Source organism: Brevundimonas sp. TWP3-1-2b1 (genome assembly GCF_049896165.1).
GTDB classification, from domain to species: Bacteria; Pseudomonadota; Alphaproteobacteria; order Caulobacterales; family Caulobacteraceae; genus Brevundimonas; species Brevundimonas subvibrioides_B.
Genome location: NZ_JAFCTT010000012.1, coordinates 1 through 23,442 on the forward strand (window position 1 = coordinate 1; position 23,442 = coordinate 23,442).

Genomic DNA, 23,442 nt, shown 5'->3' on the forward strand with positions numbered 1-23,442 from the left:
CCTGCTCGCGCAGGATCCCGATGATCTGCTCTTCCGTAAATCTCGATCGCTTCATTCTGTCCGTCCTTTCGAGGGGCGGACTCTAGCTATTCCTGGAGGAGTTTCAGGGGGTCACGTCACGCAGCATGCTGGGCTTCGCAGCGATGTTGTCAGTCCCACGACGCAGTTTGGCTGCCTGACCTCTAAAGCTCGCGAGCGGCTGGCACACCAGCTTCAAGCCGGAGTCGACCACGCGGCGATCTAGCTGAAGCTGCGGAACTATGAACTTGTCCCGGTCAGCGTAAAGCGTGCCCGAAAAAACTGACACCGCGGCTAGAGCAAACATCACGAAATCAGCAGGAGTGATTTCGTGGTTTTCAGTGAACCACGCTTCGCACTCGCCTTGTCCAAAAATATAGGCCGACCTGTAAAGCTGCGGCGCGTTCATCCAACCATGCTGCCAGTCAAACTGGCGGTGAGCGAAACGCGGCATGGCGTGAATGACATCGCGGCCACGGTCCAGTTCGAACCCGCTTTCCGCATCCTCAACCCTCAAGAGAGCGTTGTAGACCGCCGCGAAACCCTCATAGCTGTCGCAAGCTAGTCGGCGAGGCAGCTCCAACTTCGGCTTTGGCGTCGTAAGCACCTCGTTGACTAGGTCTTCAAGCAGCCATGGCTGAATGTAGAGATTGCCGTCGCGGACGGCGGCAATGACTTTCTCTGGGACATCCTTGAGCCCGAGCATGCCGAGCTCAATCTCCCCTGACCTAATCCGATCCACGCACCAGATCATGCGCAGGAACTCTGCATCGTTTGCGATCTTGAAAAGGTAGGTGAGACTGGCTCTAGCCCGGTCACGCGTAAGTCGAGTGGTCATGGATCCACTTGGCCGCGACTCTTGCGGTACCGCAACCGTGGTTCGTCTCTGCCTTGAACCACGGTGGCGGAAGAGGTGGGATTCGAACCCACGGACGGGTTTCCCCGTCGCCGGTTTTCAAGACCGGTTCCTTAAACCACTCGGACACTCTTCCATACCGAACTGCTGTGCCGCTTACGACAAGCTTTTCGGTGGCATTCTGGACCCGCTCCGCCGTGCGCATGACACGAGCTAACGGGCTGTAACATAGCTCCTATTTGGAGCCGTCGTCGTATTCAAGCGGTGAACCCGCAGCAGCTTTCAAGACCAGTGCCTTAAACCACTCGGCCACACTTCCATGCCGCACTGCTGCTGTCGCTTGCGACAGGCTTGATCGGTGGCGGTCTGAGCCACCTGTCCGGCTGGAGAGGGGGCATAGCAGCGCATCGCGCGTTAACCAAAACGGAAATCGGGTCGGCGAAGATTTCGCCATGTCGATGTCGCCCCTTCTCCTCCGCCGCGCCTCCCGGGTCGCGGTCGTCGCCGCCGCGACGGCCCTGTTGGCTGCCTGTGCGAGTGCGGGGGCGACGTCGGGCGGTCTGTCCGGTCCCGTGCGCGACGGACCCCGTCTGGCCGAGGCCGCGCCTGTCGTGACCGACCCGGCGCCGATCGTGTCGGGGACCATGCGCCGCTACCAGATCCGCGGGCGCTGGTATCAGCCGGAGGAGCAGCCAGACTATGACGTGGTCGGCCTGGCGTCCTGGTACGGCGACCAGTTCAACGGGCGGCCCACGGCGACCGGCGAGCGGTTCGACATGCATGCCCTGACGGCGGCTCACAAGACGCTGCCGTTGCCCGGTCTGGTCGAGGTGACGAACCTGGCCAACGGTCGTCGCGTGGTCCTGCGGGTCAACGATCGCGGGCCTTTCGTCGACGACCGGATCATTGACCTGTCGCGCGGCGCGGCCGAGGCGCTGGACCTGCTGTCGCGCGGCGTCGGCGAGGTGAGGGTCCGCTATCTCGGCCGCGCCCCGCGTCTGGGCGGCGGGACGGTGTTGCAGGTCGCCGCGGCCGCGCCGCCGCCCCCGTCCCCGGTCGCGGCGCCCGTGGAGACCGGCCAGAGATACTGGATCGAGGTCGCCGCCGATCGCGACCCGTCCCGGGCCCAGTCTGTCGCGGAGAGAATCGGCCGCTCCGCCCGCGTCCAGGCCGCGAGCGACCAGAGCATGTTCCGGGTCCTGATGGGGCCGTGGAACGACGCCGAGGCCGCCGAACGGGCCCGCCGGTCGGTCATGGCCGACGGATTCGCCGACGCCCTGTTGATATCGGCGCCCTAGACCCACTGCGCCCTTGGCCCGGGCGGTCCGGATCGCCATTGTGCGCCGGTGACCCGAGGACATTTCATTACGCTTGAAGGCGGGGAGGGGACTGGAAAGTCCACCCAGGCCGCCAGACTGGTCGCCCGGCTCGCCGCGCGCGGCCTCGACGTCGTGCACACGCGCGAGCCCGGCGGCTCGCCCGGCGCCGAGGAGATTCGGCATATCGCCCTGAACGGCGACGCCGGCCGCTGGTCGCCTCTGACCGAGACCCTGCTGATGTTCGCCTCGCGCAGCGACCATCTGGAAAAGACCATCCGCCCTGCGCTGGAGGCCGGTCGCTGGGTCGTGTGCGACCGTTTCGCGGATTCCAGCCGCGCCTATCAGGGTGCGGGCGGTGGCGCGCCGGCGGACTTCATCGAGGCCCTGGACGACGTCATCGTCGGTGATGACCAGCCGGACCTGACCCTGATCTTCGACCTGCCGGTCGAGGTGGGTCTGGAGCGGGCGCTGGCGCGGGGCGGGGCGGAGACGCGGTTCGAATCCAAGGGGCTTGCGTTCCACCGCCGCCTGCGCGACGGCTTCCTGTCCGTGGCGGCCCAGCACCCCGAGCGCTGCCGGATCATCGACGCGACAGGCGAGCCGGATGCGGTCGCCGAGCGGGTCTGGCGGGCCGTGGAGCCGATCCTGCCGTGAGCGAGCATCCGCGCGATCGCTTCGATCTGGTTCCGTCGATGGAGGCGGAGACGGCCTTCCTCGACGCCCTGGAGCGCGGACGCCTTCATCACGCCTGGATGGTCTGCGGGCCCGAGGGTCTGGGCAAGGCGACCTTCGCCTGGCGCGCCGCCCGGCGTCTGCTGGGCGCGGCGCCGGATCCCTCGCGCGGCCCGCTCGGCGCACGGCCGTCCGATCCGGTCAGCCAGCTGATCTCGGCCCAGTCCCATCCCGACCTGCTGGTGCTGGAACGGCTGGTCGAAGGCGGCAAGACGAAGAAGTCGATCTCGGTCGATCAGGCGCGCGACCTGCCGGAGTTCTTCTCCAAGAGCCCGTCCCGGGCCGACTATCGCGTGGCGATCATCGACGCGGCTGATGATCTGAATCTCAATGCCGCCAATGCCTTGCTGAAGGTTCTGGAGGAACCGCCTGAGCGCGGCGTGCTGTTCCTGGTGACCCATGCGCCGGGGCGGCTGCTGGCGACGATCCGCTCGCGCTGCCGCCGTCTGACCTTCCAGCCGTGGACCGAGAGCGCGGTGGCGACCCTGCTGGAGCGCCAGACCGAACTCGAGGGCGACGAGGCCGAACGCATCGCCGGCATGGCGCGCGGCTCGCCCGGCGCCGCCCTGTTGCTGGCCACAGCCGCCAACCTCGAGCTCGATCGGCTGGCGCGCCGCTGGGTCAACGAAGGCTTGGTGGATCGCGCCGAACAGCTGTCGGTCGCCGACGGTTTCCGGGGCGCGGAAGGACAGGCGCGGTTCGAGGCCCTGCTGGACCGGCTCGCCGCCGCCGTGAAGGCGCGGTCACTGGCGCAGGGAGGGCAGGGGGCCGCCTGGGCCGATCTGTGGACCCGGCTGACCGAGGCGCCCGAGCGGGCGGTCGCCATCAACCTCGACAAGGGCGACCTGCTGGCCGGGGCCCTGGCCGATCTGGCGCGCGTCAAACGGATGGCGGGCTGATGCTGATCGACAGCCACGTCAATCTCCACGCGCACCAGTTCGACGAGGACCGCGACGCCGTCATCGCCCGCGCCCGCGAGGCCGGGGTCGGGTTGATGGTCGAAATCTCCGACAAGCTCTCCACCTTCGAGGCCACCCACGCCCTGGCCGTGGCGCATGCGGACATCTGGTGCACCGTCGGCGCCCATCCGCATGTGGCCAAGGACCACACGGCCATGACGGCCGACGATCTGGTGGCGCTGGCCCAACGTCCGCGCGTGGTCGGCATCGGCGAATGCGGTCTCGACTTCCACTATGACCTCAGCCCGCGCGAAGCTCAGGCCCAGGTCTTTCGCACCCACATCGAGGCGGCCCAGCGCACCGGCCTGCCGCTCGTCGTCCACACCCGCGAGGCGGACGCCGACATGGCCGCGATCCTGCGGGACGGTCAGGCGAAGGCGCCGTTCCGCTTCCTCATGCATTGCTACACCAGCGGCGCGGAACTGGCGGAACTGGCAGCGGAAATGGGGGCCTGGTTCTCGGTCTCAGGTATCGCAACCTTCAAGGCGGCCGAGGACGTGCGCGAGGTCATCCGCGCCATGCCGGCCGACCGGATCATCGTCGAGACCGACTGCCCCTATCTGGCGCCCGTGCCGCACAGGGGCCGCCGCAACGAGCCGGCCTATGTCGGCCATGTGCTGCAGGCCCTGGCCGACATCCGCGGCTGGAGCCGGGAGGAGGCGGAGGCGCGCACGACCGACGCCTTCTTCAACCTGTTCGACGGAATTCCCCGCCCATGAGCGGTGAACTTGAGGTCACCATCCTGGGCAGCGGTTCGTCCGGCGGGGTGCCGCGCGGCGACGGCGACTGGGGCGTCTGCGATCCCGCCGAGCCAAAGAACCGGCGCAGCCGCTGTTCGGCCCTGATCCGGCGGCGCGGCCCGGACGGCGACACGACCGTCCTGATCGACACCTCTCCAGACCTGCGTGAACAGATGCTGAGCGCCGGTGTGAAGTCCGTGGATGCGGTCCTGTACACCCACGACCACGCCGACCAGACCCACGGGATCGATGATCTGCGCGTCTTCGCCATCCGTCGCCGCAAGCGTATTCCGGCCTGGATGGACGCCGCGACCCGCGACGCCCTGGTTCCGCGCTTCCCCTATATCTTCGAGAGCATGGAGGGTTATCCGGCGATCCTGGACCTCAGCGAGATCCCGGAGCATGGCGCGCATTGGGCCGTAGAGGGTGCTGGCGGCCCTGTGCCGGTCGTGACCTTCGATCAGGGCCACGGGCCGATCCGGTCGGTCGGCTACCGGGTGGGATCAGTGGCCTATTCAAGCGACATCGACGCTCTGGACGACGCGGCGTTCGAGGCCCTGGCCGGATGCAGCCTCTGGATCGTTGATGCGCTGCGCTGGACGATCCATCCGACACACAGCCATGTCGATCGGACCCTGGAATGGATCGCGCGCAGCGGCGTCGAGCGTGCTGTGCTTACCAATCTGCACATCGATCTGGATTACAACGCCTTGTCGGTGCTTCTTCCGGCCAATGTCGAAGTCGGATTCGACGGCTGGACCGGAAACGTGCCGATCTGACGGCTCTTCTGAGCCATACAATTTCGCATAATATATCTTAGGCGCAAACGAGGTTATGGATTTTACCGCCACTCTTTCGCTGATTCTCGGATCTTCATTTTTCACGGCCGTCGCGAGTGCTTTGCTCGGCGAGCCCATCAAGCAGCATTTGGAGCGAAAGCGTATTGATGCTGAAATCCGAAAGTCAGCAGCTTTCGCCGCGCTTTATCTCGCCAATGCTCTTGAAGCGTATGCTCGTGATTGCGCTGAAATTGTCGTCGGAAATCAATCCAATCTGGATCCCTACGACGACCAATCGCCGCATCGAGCAAACCTGAATGCGCTTCCTGATTTTCCTACAGAGTTGAACTGGACAGCTCTGGGCGTCCACTTGACGGATGATGCCTTGTCGTTTCGGACCCGCGTAGCACTCACCAGATTGCATTTAAGCGAGTATTGGGAGTACGCCGCCGATGCTATTTTCGCCGATGTGGCAGAGTCGGCGGCGGAGATTGGTCTGGAGGCACGTGCCTTGGCGGCAATCCTTCGGCGGGTACACGGCTTAAAGATCGCTCAGGAACACAAGTTCACTTGGGACTACGCAGCAGCCATGAGTGAGCATCTCAGCCGTGTACGCACGTCCTCCAATAAGTCGGAAGATTGAAACTATGGCCGGTCTCAAGGACAAACGCGGCTTCATCGACAAGGACCGTCTGGACCTCTCCGAGCGTCAGGCCGTCGAATACTGGATGAAGCGCTGGGGCGTGACCCGCGACCAGATCACCGCCGCCCACCGCAAGGCCGGCCGCATGGTCAAGGACATCGCCGCCGAGCTCGGCAAGAAGCGCTAGTCTAGGGTCCACTGTGGCAATACGTGTTTTCAGGATCCCGATCGGAGCTACCTTCGTCGTTTTGGGTGTTGGGCCAAGTCAAACTGTGGACGCCCTTTCCCACCTCCAAGCGATGGCCTCACTTGGAAGTACCAAGGCAAAATCAGTCAACTCGGCAGGCGATCTCTGGGAAGTTAATACTCGCACTCCCAAGGGTGAGATCAATTTCGCCTTAGCTACGATGGATTTTCGGCCGAAGTTTGAAGTGATCAAATCATAGGTGGATCGTCCGCCCGTAGGCGTCCAGCGCCGCCTCGTGCATGGCCTCGGACATGGTCGGGTGCGGATAGACGATGCCGTGGATGTCTTCCTCGGTCGCTTCCATGGTGATGGCGGTGACATAGCCCTGGATCATCTCGGTGACCTCGTGGCCGATCATATGGGCGCCGATCAGGGCCCCGGTTTTGGCGTCGAAGATGACCTTGACGAAGCCGTCGACCTCACCGGCCGCGACGGCCTTGCCGTTCACCCGGAACGGGAAGCGGCCGATTTTGACCTCGCGCTTCGCCTCGCGGGCACCCTGCTCCGTGATCCCGACCGAGGCGACCTGGGGCTGGGCGTAGGTGCAGCCGGCGATCGGCGAGACGACGTTCGGGGTCTTGTAGCCGGCGATGTATTCGGCCGCATGGATGCCTTCGTGCGAGGCCTTGTGCGCCAGCCAGGGCGCGCCGGCGCAGTCGCCGATGGCGTAGAGTCCCTTCACATTCGTGGCGCAGTGGCCGTCGATGGTGATGTGGCCTCGGTCCATGTTGACGCCCAGCGCCTCCAGTCCGATGCCGTCGGTGTTGGCGGTGATGCCGACCGCCGAGATACAGACCTCGGCCTCCAGGGTCTCGGCCTTGCCGTCGGTCTCGATGGCGACCTCGACCCCCTTCGCGCTCTTGGACACCTTGGTGACCTTGCAGCCGAGGCGGAACTTGATGCCGCGCTTCTCGAACGACTTCTGGGCGGCCTTGGAGACCTCCTCGTCCTCGACCGGCATGATGCGATCGACCGCTTCCACGACCGTAACTTCAGCGCCCAGGGCTCTGTAGAAGCTGCCGAATTCGATTCCGATGGCGCCTGAGCCGATGACGATGATCGAGGCCGGCATGGTCTTTGGCGCGAGAGCCTCGCGATAGGCCCAGATCCGGTCGCCGTCGGCTTTCAGGCCGATCTGCGGGATTGACCTGGCGCGGGCGCCGACGGCCAGCATGACCGCCTTCGCCTCGACCGTGCGCGATCCGCCGGCCTTCAGATCGATGACGACCTTCGGCGCCGCCGCGCCCTTCTCCAGCCTGGCCGAGCCCTCGATGACCTCGATCTTGTTCTTCTTCATCAGGAAGGTGATGCCCTTGCTCATCGTCGCCGCCACGCCGCGCGAGCGCTGGATGATGGCGTCGAAGTCGAAGGTCGCGCCCGATGCCGACAGGCCGTACTCCTTCAGGTGCGACAGGCTCTCGAACTTCTCACCCGACTTGAGCAGGGCCTTGGTGGGGATACAGCCCCAGTTCAGGCAGATGCCGCCCAGGCTCTCACGCTCGACGATAGCGACCTTCTGGCCCAGCTGGCTGGCGCGGATCGCGGCCACATAGCCGCCGGGGCCCGAACCGATGACGATGAGATCGAATTCAACGGCCATGATCAGAGCACCTTCACGATATCGGCCTTGATGGCCTCGGGTTCGACCTGGGGTGCGAATCGGGCGACCACCCTGCCCTCGCGGTCCGTCAGGAATTTGGTGAAGTTCCATTTCACGTCGCGGCTGCCGAGGAAACCGCGCTTCTGGCGCGTCAGCCAGTCATAGAGCGGATGCCGCCTCGGGCCGTTGACCTCGACCTTGTCGAACATCGGGAAGCTCGCGTCGAAGGTCGAACTGCAGAAAGACGCGATCTCCGCCGCCCGGCCGGGCTCCTGGCCGCCGAACTGGTTGCAGGGAAAGCCCAGCACCTCGAACGGTTGGTCGGCGTATTGCCGATGCAGGGCCTCTAGCCCGGCGTACTGGCCGGTAAAGCCGCATTTCGAGGCGGTATTGACGATCAGCAGCGCCTGTCCACGAAACCGGTCCAGCGGGATCTCTGTCCCGTCGATCCCGGTGGCGGTGAAGTCATAGACCGACGCCGTCATCGCCCTAGGCCAGCATGGTGACGGGGTCTTCGATCAGCGGCTTGAACGCCTGCAGGAAGCGGGCCCCGGTCGCGCCGTCGACCACGCGGTGATCGCAGGTGACGGTGACCGTCATCACGGTCGCCACGGTCAGCTGGCCGTTCTTCACGACCGCACGCTGCTCGCCCGCGCCGACGCTCATGATCGCGCCCTGCGGTTCGTTGATGATCGAGCTGAAGGCCTTGATCCCGAACATGCCGAGGTTCGAGACGCTGAAGGTGCCGCCCTGGAATTCCTCGGGCTTCAGCTTCTTCTCACGGGCCCGTTTGGCCAGATCCTTCGACTCCACCGCGATCTGCGACAGGGACTTGGTCTCGGCCTTGAAGATGATCGGGGTGATCAGGCCGCCATCGATCGCCACCGCCATCGCCACGTCGGCGTTGTGGTGCAGGGCGATGCCCTCGGGGCTGTAGCTGGCGTTGGCCTCCGGCACCGCCTTCAGGGCCATGGCGGCGGCCTTGATGACGAAGTCGTTGACCGAGACCTTGACGCCGCTCTTCTCGAGCAGGGCGTTGATTGTGGCGCGGGCAGCCAGCAGGGCGTCGATCTCGACGTCTATGAACAGCGGGAAGTGCGGCACGTTCTGCACCGCGCCGACCATGCGGCGGGCGACGGCCTTCTTCATCCCGTCCAGCGGGATCAGGTCGTAGCTGCCGTCCGGAATACCCATGTCGGCCAGCGACTGGACCTTGCGGGTTTCGATGCCTGAGGTCGCGGTCGCCGGCGCAGCGGCCGGGCGGGCGCCGCCCTTGCCGGCGGCCTCCACGTCGGACTTGACGATACGGCCGTGCGGGCCGGAGCCCTTCAGCGTCGCGATGTCGAGACCGGCGTCCTTCGCCAGACGACGCGCCAGGGGCGAGGCGAAGACGCGTTCACCGGACTTCTGGGCAGGTGCGGCGGTGGGAGCGGCCTTGACCGGAGGGGCTTCCGCCTTCGGGGTCTCTGCCCTGGCCGGTTCGGTAGCCTTCGGAGCGGGAGCGGCTGAGCCGCCCTCTTCGGCCAGACGCGCGATCGGCGTGTTGACCTTCACGCCCTCGGCACCCTCGGCCACCAGGATGTCGGTGATCGTGCCCTCGTCGACGGCCTCGACCTCCATCGTGGCCTTGTCGGTCTCGATCTCGGCGATCACGTCGCCGGCCTTGACGACATCGCCGACCTTGACGTGCCATTTGGCCAGAACGCCCTCTTCCATGGTGGGCGACAGGGCGGGCATCAGGATGTCGGTCATGCTTCGCTCTTGGTCTCGGCGATGGTCTGATAGCCGGGGCCGCCCAGGGCGGCTTCCAGCCCGGCCAGCACCTGGCGGTAGGTCTCGTCCTCATCCAGCCCCTTGGCCGCATGATAGACGTGGGCGACGTTCCGGGCCGCGATGGCCAGGATGCTTCCATAGGCCCGGGGGTCCTCGAAAGCCGGCTTGATCGCCATCACGGGTTCGCCGCGCGACCACCAGAAGCGCAGCATCTCGACCGCATCGGGGTCGGAGGCCACGCTGTCCGGGACGGTCAGCTGGAACTCGGACGGCTCGTTGCTCACGCCATCACCGCCTTGACAGCCGCGACGATCTTGTCGACGCCGGGCAGCGACAGGACTTCCAGGTTGGCGGCATAGGGCAGCGGCACGTCTTCCTGGTGCACCCGCATCGGCGGCGCATCCAGATAGTCGAAGGCGTGCTCGATCACCCGGGCGACGACCTCGGCGCCGACGCCCATCGGACCCCAGCCTTCCTCGGCCGAGACCAGTCGGCTGGTCTTCTTCACGCTGGCGACGATGGTCTCGTGATCCAGCGGACGCAGGGTGCGCAGGTCGACGACCTCGCAGGAGATGCCCTCGGCCTCCAGCTGCTCGGCCGCCTGAAGGGCGAAACCGACCATGCGGGCATGGGCCGTGATGGTCACGTCCGTGCCTTCGCGGCGGACCTTGGCCTTGCCGATCGGGACCAGCCAGTCCTCGACGTCGGGCACGTCGAACTCGATCCCGTACATCATCTCGTGCTCGAGGAAGACGACGGGGTTCGGGTCGCGGATGGCCGATTTCAGCAGGCCCTTGGCGTCAGCCGCATCATACGGAGCGACGACCTTCAGGCCGGGCACCTGGGCGTACCAGGCGGAATAGTCCTGGCTGTGCTGGGCGCCGACGCGGCTGGCGGCGCCGTTCGGACCGCGGAACACGATCGGCGCGCGGATCTGTCCGCCCGACATGTAGAGGGTCTTGGCCGCCGAGTTGATGATGTGGTCGATCGCCTGCATGGCGAAGTTGAAGGTCATGAACTCCACGATCGGCTTCAGACCCGCCATCGCGGCTCCGACGCCCAGGCCCGCGAAACCGTGCTCGGTGATCGGGGTGTCGACCACGCGGCGATCGCCGAACTCCTGCAGCAGCTCTCTGGAGACCTTGTAGGCCCCCTGGTACTGGGCGACTTCCTCGCCGATCAGGAAGACGGCCTCGTCACGCCGCATCTCCTCGGCCATGGCGTCGCGCAGGGCGTCGCGCACGGTCGTCTTGACCAGTTTGGCGTCGGCGGGGATTTCCGGATCGCGCAGTTCGACCTTCGGAGCGGCGGACTTGCCCCCCTCCCCGGCTTCGCCGGTACTCCCCCCGGCGGGGGGAGATTGCGCCACAGATTGTCCCCCCTCAGGGGGGACCGAAGCCTGCAAGGCAGGGTTCGAGGGGGGACTTGCCACAGCGCCGCCCTCACCGGCCATGCGTGCGATCGGGGTGTTGACCTTCACGCCCTCGGAGCCTTCGGCAACCAGGATTTCGGCGATCTCGCCCTCATCGACGGCCTCGACCTCCATCGTGGCCTTGTCGGTCTCGATCTCGGCGATCACGTCGCCGGCCTTGACCACGTCGCCCGCCTTCACGTGCCACTTGGTCAGATTGCCCTCTTCCATCGTGGGCGACAGCGCCGGCATCAGGATGTCGGTCACGCTGCGGTCTCCACATAGACGTCGGTATAGAGTTCGGACGGATCGGGCTCAGGGCTTTCCTGGGCGAACTGGACCGCCTCGGCGACGATCTGTTTGATCTCGGCGTCGATGGCCTTCAGCTCGTCCTCGGTGGCCCTGGCCTGTTCGAGCAGCATCTTGACGTGGTCGATTGGGTCGCGGGTCTTCTTGACCTCGTCGACCTCGTCCTTGGACCGGTATTTGGCCGGATCCGACATCGAGTGACCGCGATAGCGATAGGTCTTCACCTCGAGGATGAAGGGACCGCCGCCCTCCCGGGCTCGCTTGACGGCGCGTTCGACCGCGTCCTTGACCGCCAGCACATCCATGCCGTCGACCTGCTCGCCCGGAATGCCGAAGCTCGACCCGCGCATGTAGAGCTCGGTCGTCGAGGACGAACGCTCGATGCTCGTGCCCATGGCGTACTGGTTGTTCTCGATGATGTAGATGGCCGGCAGTTTCCACAACTGGGCCATGTTGAAGCTCTCGTAGACCTGACCTTGGTTCGAGGCGCCGTCGCCGAAATAGATGAAGGCGACCGAGTCATCACCGCGGTATTTGCCCGCGAAAGCCAGGCCGGTGCCGAGCGCCACCTGGGCGCCCACGATGCCGTGGCCGCCGTAGAAGCCGGTCGGGACGTCGAACATGTGCATCGACCCGCCCTTGCCCTTGGACGACCCGCCCGAGCGACCGGTCAGCTCGGCCATGACCGCTTTCGGGTCCATGCCGGCGGCCAGCATGTGGCCGTGGTCGCGATAGCCGGTGATGATCTTGTCGTGGCCCTGCCTGACGCTCTCCTGAACGCCGACAGCCACGGCCTCCTGGCCGATGTAGAGGTGGCAGAATCCGCCGATCAGACCCATGCCGTACAGCTGTCCGGCGCGCTCCTCGAAGCGGCGGATCAGGACCATCTCGCGATAGTACCTGAGCAGGTCCTCCTTGGACGCCGCCGGCGTGTTTGGAATCTTGGCGGACCCCTTGGAATCCGTGGTCTTCTGGGCAGCTCTCGCCATCCGGCATCTCCCGGGTGAGCCCATGGCGAAACGCGCCGTTCGGGCCTCTTGTCGTTACGGAAAGCGGCTGTAGCAGCCTTCGTTCCCCAAAGGCAAAGCACGCCACCTGGGCTGTAACAAGAGTTCAGGAGACAGTGGCGTTCACGACGGGCGTCGAGGCTGCCACGGTGCGCACGACATAGTCGCGCGGATCACTGAAACCGAGCACGGCGCGGGCCCGCTCCTCGAGCAGATCACGCGACAGGCTGCCCGTACGCAGATAGCGCACGCGGATCTCCAGGTCGGCGCGCTGCTCGGTCAGGGCGGTGAGTTGCGCCTCGCGCTGGTCCAGCCGTGCATCGCGGGCAGCGCCGCTGAGCAGACCCCGCTCCCCCGTCAGCGCCTGAACTCCCAGGTACACGACGAGTAAAAAGAGGAAGGCAGACAGCGAGTAGGGCTTCATCCGTTCGGGCAATACGAACGCTCCTTCTGAGCGTGGTCACACAGTTGAGCGTTTGTGACCGGAAATGCCTAACAAATCCTAGCTCTGCCGTAGAATTACGTAGCACGGACTGTAAGGGGCGGACGCCGCCGACGACCCGCCCCTCTCGCCGCCTATTTCAGCAGCATTCCGTCGCCGTAATAGCTGGCCTGATCGCCCAGAAGCTCCTCGATGCGCAGCAGCTGGTTGTACTTGGCCGTGCGGTCCGAACGGGCCAGGGAGCCGGTCTTGATCTGTCCGCAGTTGGTGGCCACGGCGAGGTCGGCGATGGTCGAATCCTCGGTCTCGCCCGAACGGTGGCTCATCACGGCCGTGTAGCCGGCGCGGTGGGCCATATCGACGGCGTCCAGGGTCTCGGACAGGGTGCCGATCTGGTTGACCTTGATCAGGATGGAGTTCGCCAGGCCCTCGCCGATACCGGCGGCCAGGCGCGCCGGGTTGGTGACGAACAGGTCGTCGCCGACGATCTGGACCCGCTCGCCCAGGGCATCCGTCAGCAACTTCCAGCCCTCGAAATCATCCTCGGAACAGCCGTCCTCGATCGAGACGATGGGGAAGCGTTCGCACAGGTCGGCCAGGTAGGCGACCATCCCCTCCCCGTCCAGAATCTTGCCCTCGCCCTTCATGTTGTAGGCCCCGTCCTTGAAGAACTCGGTCGCGGCGACGTCGAGCGCCAGGTGGAAGTCCTCGCCCGCCAGATAGCCGGCCGCCTGACCTGCCTTGGTGATGAAGCTCAGCGCCTCCTCGGCCGAGGCCAGGTTGGGGGCGAAGCCGCCCTCGTCGCCGACATTGGTATTGTGCCCCGCGTCCTTCAGCTGTTTCCGCAGCGCGTGGAAGATCTCCGACCCCATGCGCAGGCCCTCGGAAAAGCTCTCGGCCCCGGTCGGCAGGATCATGAACTCCTGGATGTCGATCGGATTGTCGGCGTGGGCGCCGCCGTTGATGATGTTCATCATCGGGGTCGGAAGCACGCGGGCCGAGATGCCGCCGACATAGCGGAACAGCGGCAGACCAACGGAGATGGCGCTGGCCTTGGCGACCGCCAGCGACACGCCGAGGATGGCGTTGGCGCCGAGGCGGGCCTTGTTCTCGGTGCCGTCGAGCGTGATCAGGGCCTCGTCGATGCGGCGTTGGTCTTCCGCGTCCATTCCGCTGAGCGCATCGAAGATCTCGCCGTTGACGGCGTCCACCGCGTTCTGGACGCCCTTGCCGCCCCAGCGGTCCTTGTCGCCATCGCGAAGCTCGACCGCCTCGTGCGCGCCGGTCGAGGCGCCGGAGGGCACCGCTGCGCGGCCGAAGCTGCCGTCATCCAGAACCACATCCACCTCGACCGTGGGGTTGCCCCGGCTGTCGAGAATCTGGCGGGCGACGATGTCGGCGATGTCGGTCATGGGAGCCTTCGAGGTGCGAGGGAGAGCAGGCGTCGGGGTTTAGCCCGACGCCTGCGAATCGCCAACCTCGTCAGGTTACGAGCAGCCTTCGACCAGCTGGATGTCCGGCCCGCCGACGTGGACGATCTGGACCCTGCCCTCGCCGTTGATCTCGTAGCGAACGCCGCGCGCGGCGGCGTCCTGGACAAAGGCGCCGGCTGTCGCCGGACCGCCCGTGGCCCAGACGAAAATGTCCTCGGCCGGCGGCGCGGAATATTTGTGCGGCTGGGCCACGGCCAAGGGACCGTAGGCCGCCTTGATGGCGGCGGCCGTGTCGCCGACGCCGAAGCCGCGATCCGTCTTCAGCGTCGAGGGCGAGGCCACGGAGATTCGGGTCAGGACGCCGTCCTGGATCATGACCAGAACGCCCTCGGGCGCGCGGGCCGGACGCCACTGGTCGCAGGCCTCGGGCTCGGCGCTGCCGGCCGAGTTCGGATCGCTGTCGTCGCCCAGGGCCGTGACGACCTCGGCGCGGGTCATGCCGATGAGCAGGGGGCCATAGCCGCCCGCCGTCAGGGCGTTGGGCGCTGGAGCCGCGGGCGTGGTGGCGGCGGGGGTTTCAGGCGCGGCTGCGGGCTCTATCGCATCCTGCTGCCCGCAGGCGGCGAGCAACAGTGCGACGGCGGCGGTGGCGGAAAGGGTCCGAATCATGGGGGCGCTCCTCGTCAGATGAGACGCCATAAACGCACGAAAACGGCGCGCGGGTGAACCGCGCGCCGCAAACTTCACCGTTTCGTCATGAGACCGGAGCCCGACCTCGTGTCGAACCCTAGTCTTCCTTGGGCGTCAGGACCTGGCGGCCGCGATAGGTGCCGGTCTTCAGGTCGATGTGGTGCGAACGACGCAGCTCACCCGTGTCCTTGTCCTCGGTGTACGGGTTCGTACCCAGGGCGTCGTGAGCGCGGCGCATGTTGCGACGCGAGGGCGATACTTTGCGCTTAGGAACGGCCATGTCCGTCTCGATCTCGTATACGGCGCCGGTTCCCGCAGGGGCCTGACGCAAAAAACAGAAGCGGCGGCCCCTCGAAAGAGCCGCCAGCGAGCGCGGGCTTATGCCTCAAGCCGGACGGAAGTTCAACCCTCCTGACGCGTCTGCCAGCGAGACCGTTCAAGGCCGTAGTAGAGGCTGTCCATCCACTGGCCGCCGATATGCCAGGTGGCCTTCGCCTCGCCGGTCCTGACGAAGCCGAGCCGTTCCAGCAGCCGGATCGACGCCGCATTGTTCGGGTCGACGTCGGCGTTCAGGGCGTCGAGGTCCGTCGCGGCGAAGACATGGTCGATCACGGCGCGCAGGGCCTCGCTCGCGAATCCCCGTCCCCAGACGGCGGGATGCAGGATGTAGCCCACGTCGGGTGCCTTCCAGCAGCCGGCCTTGCCGATGACGCGCCCCTCGTGTTCGACGACAAAATCCGCCGCGCCGGCCGCCGTATTGGCGATCATCCCGTCCAGCCAGGCGCGCGACTGTTCGATGTCGTCATGCGGCGGGGTCGACCACCAGCGCATGGCCTCCCGGTGCGACAGGACGGCGTGGATGGCGTTCAGATCCTCCGGGCGGGCGGGACGAAGCCTCAGCCGGGACGTGGTGATCTCCATGCCGCGAGCCTTGCCGTATCGGGCTTGACCGCGTCAAATGCCACCATGACCGAGCCCAACGCCCCTCGCCCGCCCCGCAGCAAGACCCTGCGGCTGTGGCTGATCATCGGATCGATCGTCGCCGTGCTCGCGATCATCCCGGCCGGCGTGATGGGGATGATGTCCGTGATGGCCACCGACGCGGGCGTGAACACGATGATCTATGTCTTCATCTTCACGATGATGACCTTCCCGCTGGCCATCATTTTGGGGCCGGTCCTCGGCTGGATCGCCTATTGGCTAAGGTACGAGCGGCTATCGTGGATCCTGCTGTTCTCGCCGTTCGCCTGGGTTGTCGCCCTGATCATCATCTTCAGCCTCGGCTTCGGCCAGCCGAACCCGATCTGATCAGGCCAGCGCCTTCTCCATGACGACGAAATACAGGTCGTCGCGCAGCGCCGTGCCCAGCCGCAGGTTCCCGTAGTCGAAGGCGAGGGTTCGGCCGGTGTCGGCGTAGCCCAGCCGCTCGTACCAGGCGATCAGAGTGTCACGCTGGGGAAAGACGGAAATCCGAATCACCCGCGCCCCGAATCGCTGCGCCATCGCGTGTTCCGCCGCCGCGACCATCCGCCGGCCCAGACCCGAAGCCTGCCGCTTCGGGCTGACCGACAGCATGCCGAAGTACCCGGCTCCGTCCGGTTGCCGCTGGATGCGGATGCAGGCCAGCAGATCCTCGCCGTCCCAGGCCGTCAGCATCGCCTGTTCCGGATCGGCGACAATCTCTGCGAGCTCGTCAGGATCGGTGCGCTGTCCGGTCAGAAGATCGGCCTCAGTGGTCCAGCCCGCGCGCGAGCTCTCGCCGCGATAGGCGCTCTCGATCAGCCGGTGAATGGCCGGAATATCGGCCGCATCGGCGTCCCGGATCACGAGTTCAGTCATCGGTCAGCATTGCCGCAACCGCCTCACCGATCGCAAGGGAGCTGGTCAGGCCCGGGCTCTCGATGCCGAACAGGGCGACCAGACCCTCGATGCCGTGATCGTCGCGCCCGCGCAGCTGGAAGTCCGGCTGGGGCTCGCCGGCCCCATGCAGTTTCGGGCGGATGCCGGCATAGTCGGGCGTCAGGGCGCCGTCCGGCAGCCCGGGCCAGAAGCGGCGGATATAGGTCGCGAACCCCTCGGCCCTGGCCGGGTCGACGGAATAGTCCTCGGTCTCGACGTATTCGAGGTCCGGCCCGAACACCGCCTGGCCGCCCAGGTCCTTGCGGTAGTGGGTGCCCAGCGCCCCCGCGATCGGCGGCGGATAGATCAGCCGTTCGAACGGCGCCCTGCCGGTCAGCCGGAAATAGACGCCCTTGCCGAAATGGCCCCTGGGGATGTGATCGGCCGGGAAGCCTTCGATCCGCCCCGCGACCTCCTGCGACGACAACCCCGGCGCCGTCACCAGCAGGCGACAGGTCAGGGTCGCGCCGCCCTCCCCTCCGGCCGTGATCGTGAACCCGCCGCCCGGCAGGGGCTCGGCCCGCTCGAACGGCGTCGAGACCACGACCGACCCGCCTCCGTCCTGGATCTCGCCCTCCAGGGCCAGCATATAGTCGTGGCTGGCGAACACCCCGCTCTCGGGCGACAGGATGGCGGCGTGGGCGTTCAGCTCGGGCTCCATCGCCCGCGCCTGTTCGCCTGACAGATGCTCCAGCCCCTCGACGCCGTTGGTTGTCGCCTGGACGAAGATCGTCTCGATCAGCCTGACCTCGTCCTCCTGCGTGGCCACCACAAGCTTGCCGCACTTGCGGGAGTCGATCTTGTGCGTCTCCAGATAGGCGTAGAGCGCGCGCCGACCCTCGACGCAGAACTTCGCCTTCAGCGACCCGGTCGGATAGTAGAGCCCGCCATGGATGACCTCGGAGTTCCGCGAGGACACGCCCTCGCTGATGTGCGGCTCCTTCTCGAGCACGAGCACGCTCAGCCCCCGCTTCGACAGCGCCCGCCCGCAGGCGAGGCCGACGGCCCCTGCCCCCACCACGACCGCGTCGAAGTCGAAATCCGTCATTCGGGCTTTCCGTAGCGCCGCGCCGCCTCGTGCTCGAAACTGCCGATCAGCGACGAGACCGCTCGGTCGAAATTGGCCTGGAGCGCGGCGTTGAGAAAGGGCGACCTGAAGGCGAAGTCGATCGTGAACTCCAGCCGCGTACCCTCTGGAATGGCGTGGAAAATCCAGCGGTTCTTCAGATGTCGGAACGGGCCGCGCAACAGGCCGACTTCCACCGACGGCGCGTTTCGGTCATGCCGCACCCAGGTGGAAAACCGCTCCTTCAGGAACGAGAACCCGACGGCCGCCTCGGCGTCCAGCAGGGACACGCCGGGGCTTTCCTCGCGCCGGTTCCACACGCGCATGGCCGTGACCCATTTCACGAAGCGCGGATAGGCCTCCACGTCCGCCACCAGATCGGCGAGCTGGGCGGGCGTATAGGGCAGGACTCGGGTGACGCGGTGGACGGCCAAAAGGTCGTCAGCGTCCCGTTTGCGCCAGACGCGCCGCCTTCAGCCGGGCGAAGTCGTCCCCGGCGTGGTGCGACGAGCGCGTCAGCGGGGATGACGACACCATCAGGAAGCCCTTGGCCCGCGCGATCGCCTCATAGGCCTTGAACTCCTCGGGCGTGACGAACCGGTCGATGGCGGCGTGTTTGCGCGTCGGCTGCAGGTACTGGCCGATGGTGATGAAGTCGACGCCGGCGGAGCGCATGTCGTCCATCACCTGCATGACCTCCTCCTTGGTCTCGCCCAGACCGACCATGATGCCGGACTTGGTGAACTGGTTGGGGTCGCGCTCCTTAACCATCTGCAGCAGGCGCAGGGAGTGGAAGTAGCGCGCCCCGGGCCGGATCTTCAGATACAGCCGCGGCACGGTTTCGAGGTTGTGGTTGAACACGTCGGGCGTCGAATCGATCACCACCTCGGCCGCGCCGTCCTTGCGCAGGAAGTCGGGCGTCAGGATCTCGATCGTGGTGTTCGGCGCCTGCAGGCGGATCTGGCGCACCACCTCGGCGAAATGGGCTGCACCGCCGTCCGAGACGTCGTCGCGGTCCACCGAGGTGATCACCACGTGATTCAGGCCCAGTTGCGACACGGCCAGCCCGACCTTGCCCGGCTCTTCCGGATCGAGCGGCTGGGGCAGGCCCGTCTTGACGTTGCAGAAGGCGCAGGCCCGCGTGCAGGTGTCGCCCATGATCATCAGGGTGGCGTGCTTCTGGCTCCAGCACTCGCCGATGTTGGGACAGGCCGCCTCCTCGCAGACGGTCACCAGCCCCTTGGAGCGGACGATCTCCTTCGTGGCGTTGTACTGGCCCGATCCCGGCGCCTTGACCCGCAGCCAGTCGGGCTTCTTCAGCACGGCCGTCTCGGGCCGGTTCTGCTTTTCCGGATGACGCAGGTCTGACGATTTGCGCGTCAGGGTGTCGATGAGGGTGACCATCGAGGCGGGTCGGGCTCCAGGAACTTGAACAGGGTATGTCGTCGTTCCGCCTCCGGAAGGCAAGTCACGGCCTGTGACGGTGTGCGAGGGCGTCCGACTGACCAAGATGGACCCGCCCTTGAACAGACTCGCTCAACGGTTGTTCAGGGTGGTGATCGGAAGTTGCCCCCTCTCCGGCGGGAGGTCGTCAGGTCGATGGATCGCCTGCGTCAAAGCTGGTCCTTCGCTCAGCGGCCGTAGGCCAAACGGCGACGGCGGAGCCGTCTCGATGCCAGTTGATGTTGAAGTTGACGCCCGACTGCACATCATGACTATGCGGAATGGGCATGGTTGTCTGAACGTACCGGAGAGAGCCACGTACGGTGGGGTTCCGATGGCAAGAAGTTGAGACGCGTCGAGGTCATTAAGGCTTGGCGGTGTAGCGAAACCTGACTGTCGCCAAGGCGGCGAGGATTGTCCTCGTCAGCGCTAACCATCTGCCGACACGGCAGCGCGGGAAACGATTGTCGGATGCCGCAGGTTAAGCGAGATTCCAGGCAGAGGCTTTGGATCCTGGTCAGTGGGGTCCTTTTCCTGCCTGCGCTCATTCTGTTGGCTTGGACGCTGACCATCGGGCTGCTGAGCGCGCAATCGCGCGTCGAGGACGAAGCACTCATCACGGCCGCCGACATAGTTGGCGGCGCTGACAATCGCCTCGCTTTTTACGATGGCATCCTCGGAACATATTCGACTGCCGGGTCGCTGGCTGATCGCGACTGGGACTCAGCCACGCAGCGAGCGCACGATGTTCTGGAACTCAGTCCCAGCCTGACCACGCTGCTGGTGATTGAGAACGCGACCGGCCGTGTCATGATGGATACCCGTCCCGCCGCCGCTCGCGCATCCCTGCCGCGACTGATCAGTGTCGACACAAGGCCGGCCATTATACGCGCTGGTGACGGATGCCCATGCGTTGTCCTGCGTCACCCCATCCGCCGCCTGCCGGGATACTCCTTGGTCGGCTTAGCCAAACCAGAAATTTTCCAAGCCGATCTGTTGAAATCCCGTAGGCCCGGGTCGGTCGCGGCCCTGGTCGATGCCGACGGCGATTTCGTGGGCAGATCGCTTGATTTTCAAGGCCGCGTCGGCACCCCCGCGACCTCCTATGTCCGCGAGGCGCTGGCGCGGGGCGGGCGAGGCCTCTACCGCGGACGGACCTACGAGGGTCTGAAGAACTACAGCGCCTATGTGGTCTCCCCAATCAATGGTTGGTCTGCCCACGTGGCTGTCAACCGCACCCTCATCGACACGCCGCGTCTCTGGCTTTTCGTCACCTTGGTCGGCGGCGCATTTCTGGCGCTGCTGGCGGCCGCCGGGATCATCGCCCACGTCGTCAAGGACATGGCCGCCCGGCGACGGACGGATGAGCAGATGCTGCGCCTGCAGAAAAGCGAGGCTATCGGCGGGTTCGCGAGTACCGTGGCTCACGACTTTAACAACCTGCTGACGGTGATCATCGCCAATCTGGAGCGCATCCGGAAGGCCGAAGCCGGACCTGACGTGGCTCGTAGGGCTGGCATGGCGCTGGATGCCGCGAACCGCGGGAGCAAGTTGTCGAACCAGTTGCTGAGTTTCGCCCGCGACGGCGGGGGTAAGCTGGCGGCCCTTGAGGTGTCCAGTCTCCTGGATGGCGTCAGCGAACTACTGCGGCAGTCTGTGGGCGGTGCAATCGTCCTGGTGCTCACCCCACCGAATTCACCCGTTTCGATCGTGGCCAATCGCGACCAGATGGAGATGGCCTTGCTCAACCTCGCCCTAAATGCCCGAGACTCGATGGGGGGCAACGGTCGACTGGAAATTACAGCACAACGCCTGGGTGACGTTGTGGAGATCACTGTCACGGACAATGGCCCTGGCATTCCTCCGGCCGTCCGCGACCGCCTGTTTGAACCCTTCGTCACCACCAAACCGGCCGGGGCGGGCACCGGCCTTGGCTTGGCCCAAGTCGCCGGAGCCATCGCCCAGGCCGGCGGAACAGTTGGAGTGGAATCGCCGCCGCAAGGAGGAGCCTCTTTCGTGGTGAGGCTGCCTGTCGCTGCGAGCACGAACTAAAAGGCTTCCGTTTGATTGACTGGCGTCTGCCCCATGAACTGCGTGATTATCGCCTGTGACGGCGATGGGGCGGGGGCTGAGGGTCCGTAACGGGTCGAAAGCGGAAGTTGGCCCGAGCGTGGGATCGGCGCCCGTGAAACATTCAGGCCGACACCTGCCGCGCCAAAACCTCACGCCGCGTAACGCATCTTTTCATCGTCGCGGCGCTTAACTAGTTTGCGCGCCTGACAGCGAGGGGGCGGCGACAATGCCCTCCGGAGGAGACGCGTATTGTTTAGGCCCGGCCTCGACCCATCGGCAGGCGACGAATCCCTGTTCGACGCCCTGATCGCCGCACGCGCCCGCTACGGCGACAAGGAAATCCTGGAGGACCAGGACCGCAAGCCCCTCACCTACACCGGCCTGATCCGGGCGGCCTTCGTTCTCGGGCGCAAGATCGCGGCCATGACCCAGCCGGCCGAGCGGGTCGGCATCCTGCTGCCGTCGTCGATGGGCGTGGTCGTGACCTTCTTCGGCCTGCATGCCTTCGGGCGGGTGCCGGTGATGCTGAACTTCACCTCCGGCCAGCGGAACCTGAAGGCGGCGATCGAGGCGGCCGGGGTCAGGAAGATCCTCTGCGCCCATCGCTTCGTCGAACAGGCCAAACTCGAGGACCTGATCGCCCAGTTGGGCGCGGTCGCCGAGATCGTCTGGCTGGACGACGTGCGCGAGAGCATCGGCCTGCAGGACAAGCTGTTCGGCCTGATGGCCGGCCTGATGCCCAAACGCTTCCGCGTCGAGACCCAACCCGACGATCCGGGCGTGGTCCTGTTCACCTCGGGCAGTTTCGGCGCCCCCAAGGGGGTGCTGTTGAGCCAGAAGAACCTCGTCGCCAACGCGCGTCAGGTGAATGCCCACATACCGCTCGATCCGAACTGGGTGATGTTCAATCCCCTGCCGACCTTCCACTGCTTCGGCCTGACCGGGGGCGTCATCCTGCCCATCCTGAACGGTCTGAAGACCTTCCAGTACCCCTCCCCGCTGCACGGCAAACAGATAGTCGCCCTGCTGGCCGAGGTGAAGGCGTCGATCCTGTTCGCGACGGACACCTTCCTGAACCAGTGGGCGCGCGTGGCTTCGCCCGACGATTTCCGCACCCTGCAGTTCGTGGTCGCCGGCGCCGAACGGGTCCGCGACGAGACCCATCACCTGTTCAACACCAAGTTCGGCGGGGTGAAGCTGCTGGAGGGCTACGGCGCGACCGAAGCCGCCCCCGTGGTCGCGGTGAACCACCCCGGTCGCAATCGCCCCGGCACCGTCGGCCAGCTGCTGCCGGGCATGGAGGCGCGGCTGGAGGCGGTCGAAGGCATCACCGAGGGCAAACGCCTGTTCCTGCGCGGCCCGAACGTCATGGCCGGCTATATGTCGCCTGAAGATCCGACGAAGATCGACCCGCTGGCGGGCGGCTGGCACGACACCGGCGACATCGTCGACATCGACGAGGAGGGCTATATCGCCATCCTCGGCCGGGTGAAGCGGTTCGCCAAGATCGGCGGCGAGATGGTCTCCCTGAGCGCGGTGGAGGGTCTGGTCCAGTCTGTCTGGCCCGAGCAACGCCACGCCGTCATCTCGATCGCCGACAGCCGCAAGGGCGAGAAACTGGTCCTGGTCACCGAGCGCAGCGACGCCGACGTCGGCAAGATCGCCGAATGGGCGCGCGAACACGGCGCGCCGGAACTGGCCGTGCCCAAGAAGATCGTCAGGGTGCGCGAACTGCCGGTGCTCGGAACCGGCAAGACGGACTATGTCGCGATCCAGTCGCTGGTCGATCTGGCCGAGGCGGCCTGATCGGCCAGGTCTCGGCCTAAGAATATTTTCCTCTTCGGGTCCTGCGAGGCCGATTGCCGACCACCATGTGTCGATCGGGTCTTTGACAACCAGAGCAGGGATTGGGTCAGGCTTCGCATAATCGAGTCGGCCGGACTCACCGAGACGCGACAAGCGATTGAATTTGCACAGGTGCCTAGTCGGTTTGTCCGTCTTGT

General features: G+C 65.8%; 26 protein-coding genes and 1 tRNA gene. 10 read left to right on the forward strand and 17 right to left on the reverse strand.

What is annotated here, in order from left to right; translation table 11 throughout:
* Positions 1 to 103 precede the first annotated feature (103 nt).
* Together ACP7AB_RS12150 and ACP7AB_RS12155 are read right to left on the reverse strand one after the other, a co-directional pair.
* Positions 104 to 856, reverse strand: a complete 753-nt coding sequence (locus ACP7AB_RS12150) for a hypothetical protein (RefSeq protein WP_425991460.1) — start codon at positions 854 to 856, stop codon at positions 104 to 106.
* 64 nt (positions 857 to 920) lie between these two features.
* Positions 921 to 1,010: transfer RNA gene (locus tag ACP7AB_RS12155), tRNA-Ser, on the reverse strand.
* A gap of 316 nt (positions 1,011 to 1,326) precedes the next feature.
* Between ACP7AB_RS12155 and ACP7AB_RS12160 the strand changes: the two genes are divergently transcribed.
* The 7 genes from ACP7AB_RS12160 to ACP7AB_RS12190 are packed head-to-tail and all read left to right on the forward strand — an operon-like array spanning position 1,327 to position 6,233.
* On the forward strand, positions 1,327 to 2,172 hold the full coding sequence (locus tag ACP7AB_RS12160; RefSeq protein WP_425991462.1) for a septal ring lytic transglycosylase RlpA family protein: 846 nt from the start codon (positions 1,327 to 1,329) through the stop codon (positions 2,170 to 2,172).
* Between the two features lie 48 nt (positions 2,173 to 2,220).
* A complete protein-coding gene (tmk, locus tag ACP7AB_RS12165) occupies positions 2,221 to 2,847 on the forward strand; it encodes a dTMP kinase (protein WP_425991464.1) in 627 nt (208 codons plus the stop codon).
* Complete coding sequence (locus tag ACP7AB_RS12170) at positions 2,844 to 3,824, forward strand: DNA polymerase III subunit delta' (protein WP_425991466.1); 981 nt, start codon at positions 2,844 to 2,846, stop codon at positions 3,822 to 3,824. The genes tmk and ACP7AB_RS12170 overlap by 4 nt, the downstream gene beginning before the upstream one ends.
* The gene (locus ACP7AB_RS12175; RefSeq protein ID WP_425991468.1) at positions 3,824 to 4,603 is read left to right on the forward strand and encodes a TatD family hydrolase; all 780 of its coding nucleotides are present in this window, start codon (positions 3,824 to 3,826) and stop codon (positions 4,601 to 4,603) included. The genes ACP7AB_RS12170 and ACP7AB_RS12175 overlap by 1 nt, the downstream gene beginning before the upstream one ends.
* A complete protein-coding gene (locus ACP7AB_RS12180) occupies positions 4,600 to 5,403 on the forward strand; it encodes an MBL fold metallo-hydrolase (protein ID WP_425991470.1) in 804 nt (267 codons plus the stop codon). The genes ACP7AB_RS12175 and ACP7AB_RS12180 overlap by 4 nt, the downstream gene beginning before the upstream one ends.
* A 55-nt stretch (positions 5,404 to 5,458) precedes the next feature.
* Positions 5,459 to 6,046 carry a hypothetical protein gene (locus ACP7AB_RS12185; protein WP_425991471.1) on the forward strand — a complete coding sequence of 196 codons (588 nt, stop codon included), beginning with the start codon at positions 5,459 to 5,461 and terminating at the stop codon, positions 6,044 to 6,046.
* Positions 6,047 to 6,050: 4 nt separating this feature from the next.
* Positions 6,051 to 6,233, forward strand: a complete 183-nt coding sequence (locus tag ACP7AB_RS12190; RefSeq protein ID WP_013269402.1) for a DUF3606 domain-containing protein — start codon at positions 6,051 to 6,053, stop codon at positions 6,231 to 6,233.
* Between the two features lie 253 nt (positions 6,234 to 6,486).
* On the opposite strand, the gene lpdA is transcribed toward ACP7AB_RS12190, so the two are convergent.
* The 11 genes from lpdA to ACP7AB_RS12245 all read right to left on the reverse strand — a co-directional run bounded on the left by lpdA (position 6,487) and on the right by ACP7AB_RS12245 (position 15,879).
* Entirely contained in the window at positions 6,487 to 7,893 is a 1,407-nt protein-coding gene (gene lpdA, locus ACP7AB_RS12195) for a dihydrolipoyl dehydrogenase (protein ID WP_425991474.1), read from the reverse strand.
* Between the two features lie 2 nt (positions 7,894 to 7,895).
* Positions 7,896 to 8,378, reverse strand: coding sequence for a glutathione peroxidase (locus ACP7AB_RS12200; RefSeq protein WP_425991476.1), 483 nt, complete (start codon positions 8,376 to 8,378; stop codon positions 7,896 to 7,898).
* Positions 8,379 to 8,382: 4 nt separating this feature from the next.
* The gene (locus ACP7AB_RS12205) at positions 8,383 to 9,645 is read right to left on the reverse strand and encodes a pyruvate dehydrogenase complex dihydrolipoamide acetyltransferase (RefSeq protein WP_425991478.1); all 1,263 of its coding nucleotides are present in this window, start codon (positions 9,643 to 9,645) and stop codon (positions 8,383 to 8,385) included.
* Positions 9,642 to 9,950, reverse strand: coding sequence for a DUF5076 domain-containing protein (locus ACP7AB_RS12210; RefSeq protein WP_425991480.1), 309 nt, complete (start codon positions 9,948 to 9,950; stop codon positions 9,642 to 9,644). Before ACP7AB_RS12210 ends, ACP7AB_RS12205 begins: the two co-directional genes overlap by 4 nt.
* Positions 9,947 to 11,344 carry a pyruvate dehydrogenase complex E1 component subunit beta gene (locus ACP7AB_RS12215; RefSeq protein ID WP_425991482.1) on the reverse strand — a complete coding sequence of 466 codons (1,398 nt, stop codon included), beginning with the start codon at positions 11,342 to 11,344 and terminating at the stop codon, positions 9,947 to 9,949. The genes ACP7AB_RS12210 and ACP7AB_RS12215 overlap by 4 nt, the downstream gene beginning before the upstream one ends.
* Positions 11,341 to 12,375 carry a pyruvate dehydrogenase (acetyl-transferring) E1 component subunit alpha gene (gene pdhA / locus ACP7AB_RS12220; RefSeq protein WP_425991484.1) on the reverse strand — a complete coding sequence of 345 codons (1,035 nt, stop codon included), beginning with the start codon at positions 12,373 to 12,375 and terminating at the stop codon, positions 11,341 to 11,343. The genes ACP7AB_RS12215 and pdhA overlap by 4 nt, the downstream gene beginning before the upstream one ends.
* A gap of 124 nt (positions 12,376 to 12,499) precedes the next feature.
* The gene (locus tag ACP7AB_RS12225; RefSeq protein ID WP_425991670.1) at positions 12,500 to 12,817 is read right to left on the reverse strand and encodes an FtsB family cell division protein; all 318 of its coding nucleotides are present in this window, start codon (positions 12,815 to 12,817) and stop codon (positions 12,500 to 12,502) included.
* A 152-nt stretch (positions 12,818 to 12,969) separates the two neighbouring features.
* Positions 12,970 to 14,247, reverse strand: coding sequence for a phosphopyruvate hydratase (gene eno / locus ACP7AB_RS12230; protein WP_425991486.1), 1,278 nt, complete (start codon positions 14,245 to 14,247; stop codon positions 12,970 to 12,972).
* A gap of 75 nt (positions 14,248 to 14,322) precedes the next feature.
* Complete coding sequence (locus ACP7AB_RS12235) at positions 14,323 to 14,937, reverse strand: hypothetical protein (RefSeq protein ID WP_425991488.1); 615 nt, start codon at positions 14,935 to 14,937, stop codon at positions 14,323 to 14,325.
* Between the two features lie 118 nt (positions 14,938 to 15,055).
* Positions 15,056 to 15,238: a 50S ribosomal protein L32 gene (gene rpmF / locus ACP7AB_RS12240; protein ID WP_029416334.1), complete on the reverse strand. Its 183-nt coding sequence runs from the start codon at positions 15,236 to 15,238 to the stop codon at positions 15,056 to 15,058.
* A gap of 122 nt (positions 15,239 to 15,360) precedes the next feature.
* Positions 15,361 to 15,879, reverse strand: a complete 519-nt coding sequence (locus tag ACP7AB_RS12245) for a GNAT family N-acetyltransferase (protein ID WP_425991490.1) — start codon at positions 15,877 to 15,879, stop codon at positions 15,361 to 15,363.
* Positions 15,880 to 15,924: 45 nt separating this feature from the next.
* Here ACP7AB_RS12245 and ACP7AB_RS12250 point away from each other — a divergent pair, with 45 nt between their 5' ends.
* On the forward strand, positions 15,925 to 16,266 hold the full coding sequence (locus ACP7AB_RS12250) for a hypothetical protein (protein ID WP_425991492.1): 342 nt from the start codon (positions 15,925 to 15,927) through the stop codon (positions 16,264 to 16,266).
* Here the strand turns inward: ACP7AB_RS12250 and ACP7AB_RS12255 are convergent, their stop codons facing one another.
* The 4 genes from ACP7AB_RS12255 to lipA are packed head-to-tail and all read right to left on the reverse strand — an operon-like array spanning position 16,267 to position 19,327.
* Positions 16,267 to 16,797: a GNAT family N-acetyltransferase gene (locus ACP7AB_RS12255; protein ID WP_425991493.1), complete on the reverse strand. Its 531-nt coding sequence runs from the start codon at positions 16,795 to 16,797 to the stop codon at positions 16,267 to 16,269.
* Positions 16,790 to 17,905, reverse strand: coding sequence for an NAD(P)/FAD-dependent oxidoreductase (locus tag ACP7AB_RS12260; RefSeq protein WP_426046148.1), 1,116 nt, complete (start codon positions 17,903 to 17,905; stop codon positions 16,790 to 16,792). The genes ACP7AB_RS12255 and ACP7AB_RS12260 overlap by 8 nt, the downstream gene beginning before the upstream one ends.
* A complete protein-coding gene (locus ACP7AB_RS12265; RefSeq protein WP_425991497.1) occupies positions 17,902 to 18,357 on the reverse strand; it encodes a type II toxin-antitoxin system RatA family toxin in 456 nt (151 codons plus the stop codon). The genes ACP7AB_RS12260 and ACP7AB_RS12265 overlap by 4 nt, the downstream gene beginning before the upstream one ends.
* Before the next feature lie 7 nt (positions 18,358 to 18,364).
* Positions 18,365 to 19,327, reverse strand: a complete 963-nt coding sequence (lipA, locus tag ACP7AB_RS12270) for a lipoyl synthase (protein ID WP_425991499.1) — start codon at positions 19,325 to 19,327, stop codon at positions 18,365 to 18,367.
* Positions 19,328 to 19,837: 510 nt separating this feature from the next.
* On the opposite strand from lipA, the gene ACP7AB_RS12275 reads away from it, so the two are divergent.
* Together ACP7AB_RS12275 and ACP7AB_RS12280 are read left to right on the forward strand one after the other, a co-directional pair.
* The gene (locus ACP7AB_RS12275) at positions 19,838 to 21,418 is read left to right on the forward strand and encodes a sensor histidine kinase (RefSeq protein WP_425991501.1); all 1,581 of its coding nucleotides are present in this window, start codon (positions 19,838 to 19,840) and stop codon (positions 21,416 to 21,418) included.
* Positions 21,419 to 21,688: 270 nt separating this feature from the next.
* Complete coding sequence (locus ACP7AB_RS12280; RefSeq protein WP_425991503.1) at positions 21,689 to 23,245, forward strand: AMP-binding protein; 1,557 nt, start codon at positions 21,689 to 21,691, stop codon at positions 23,243 to 23,245.
* Positions 23,246 to 23,442: the final 197 nt, after the last annotated feature.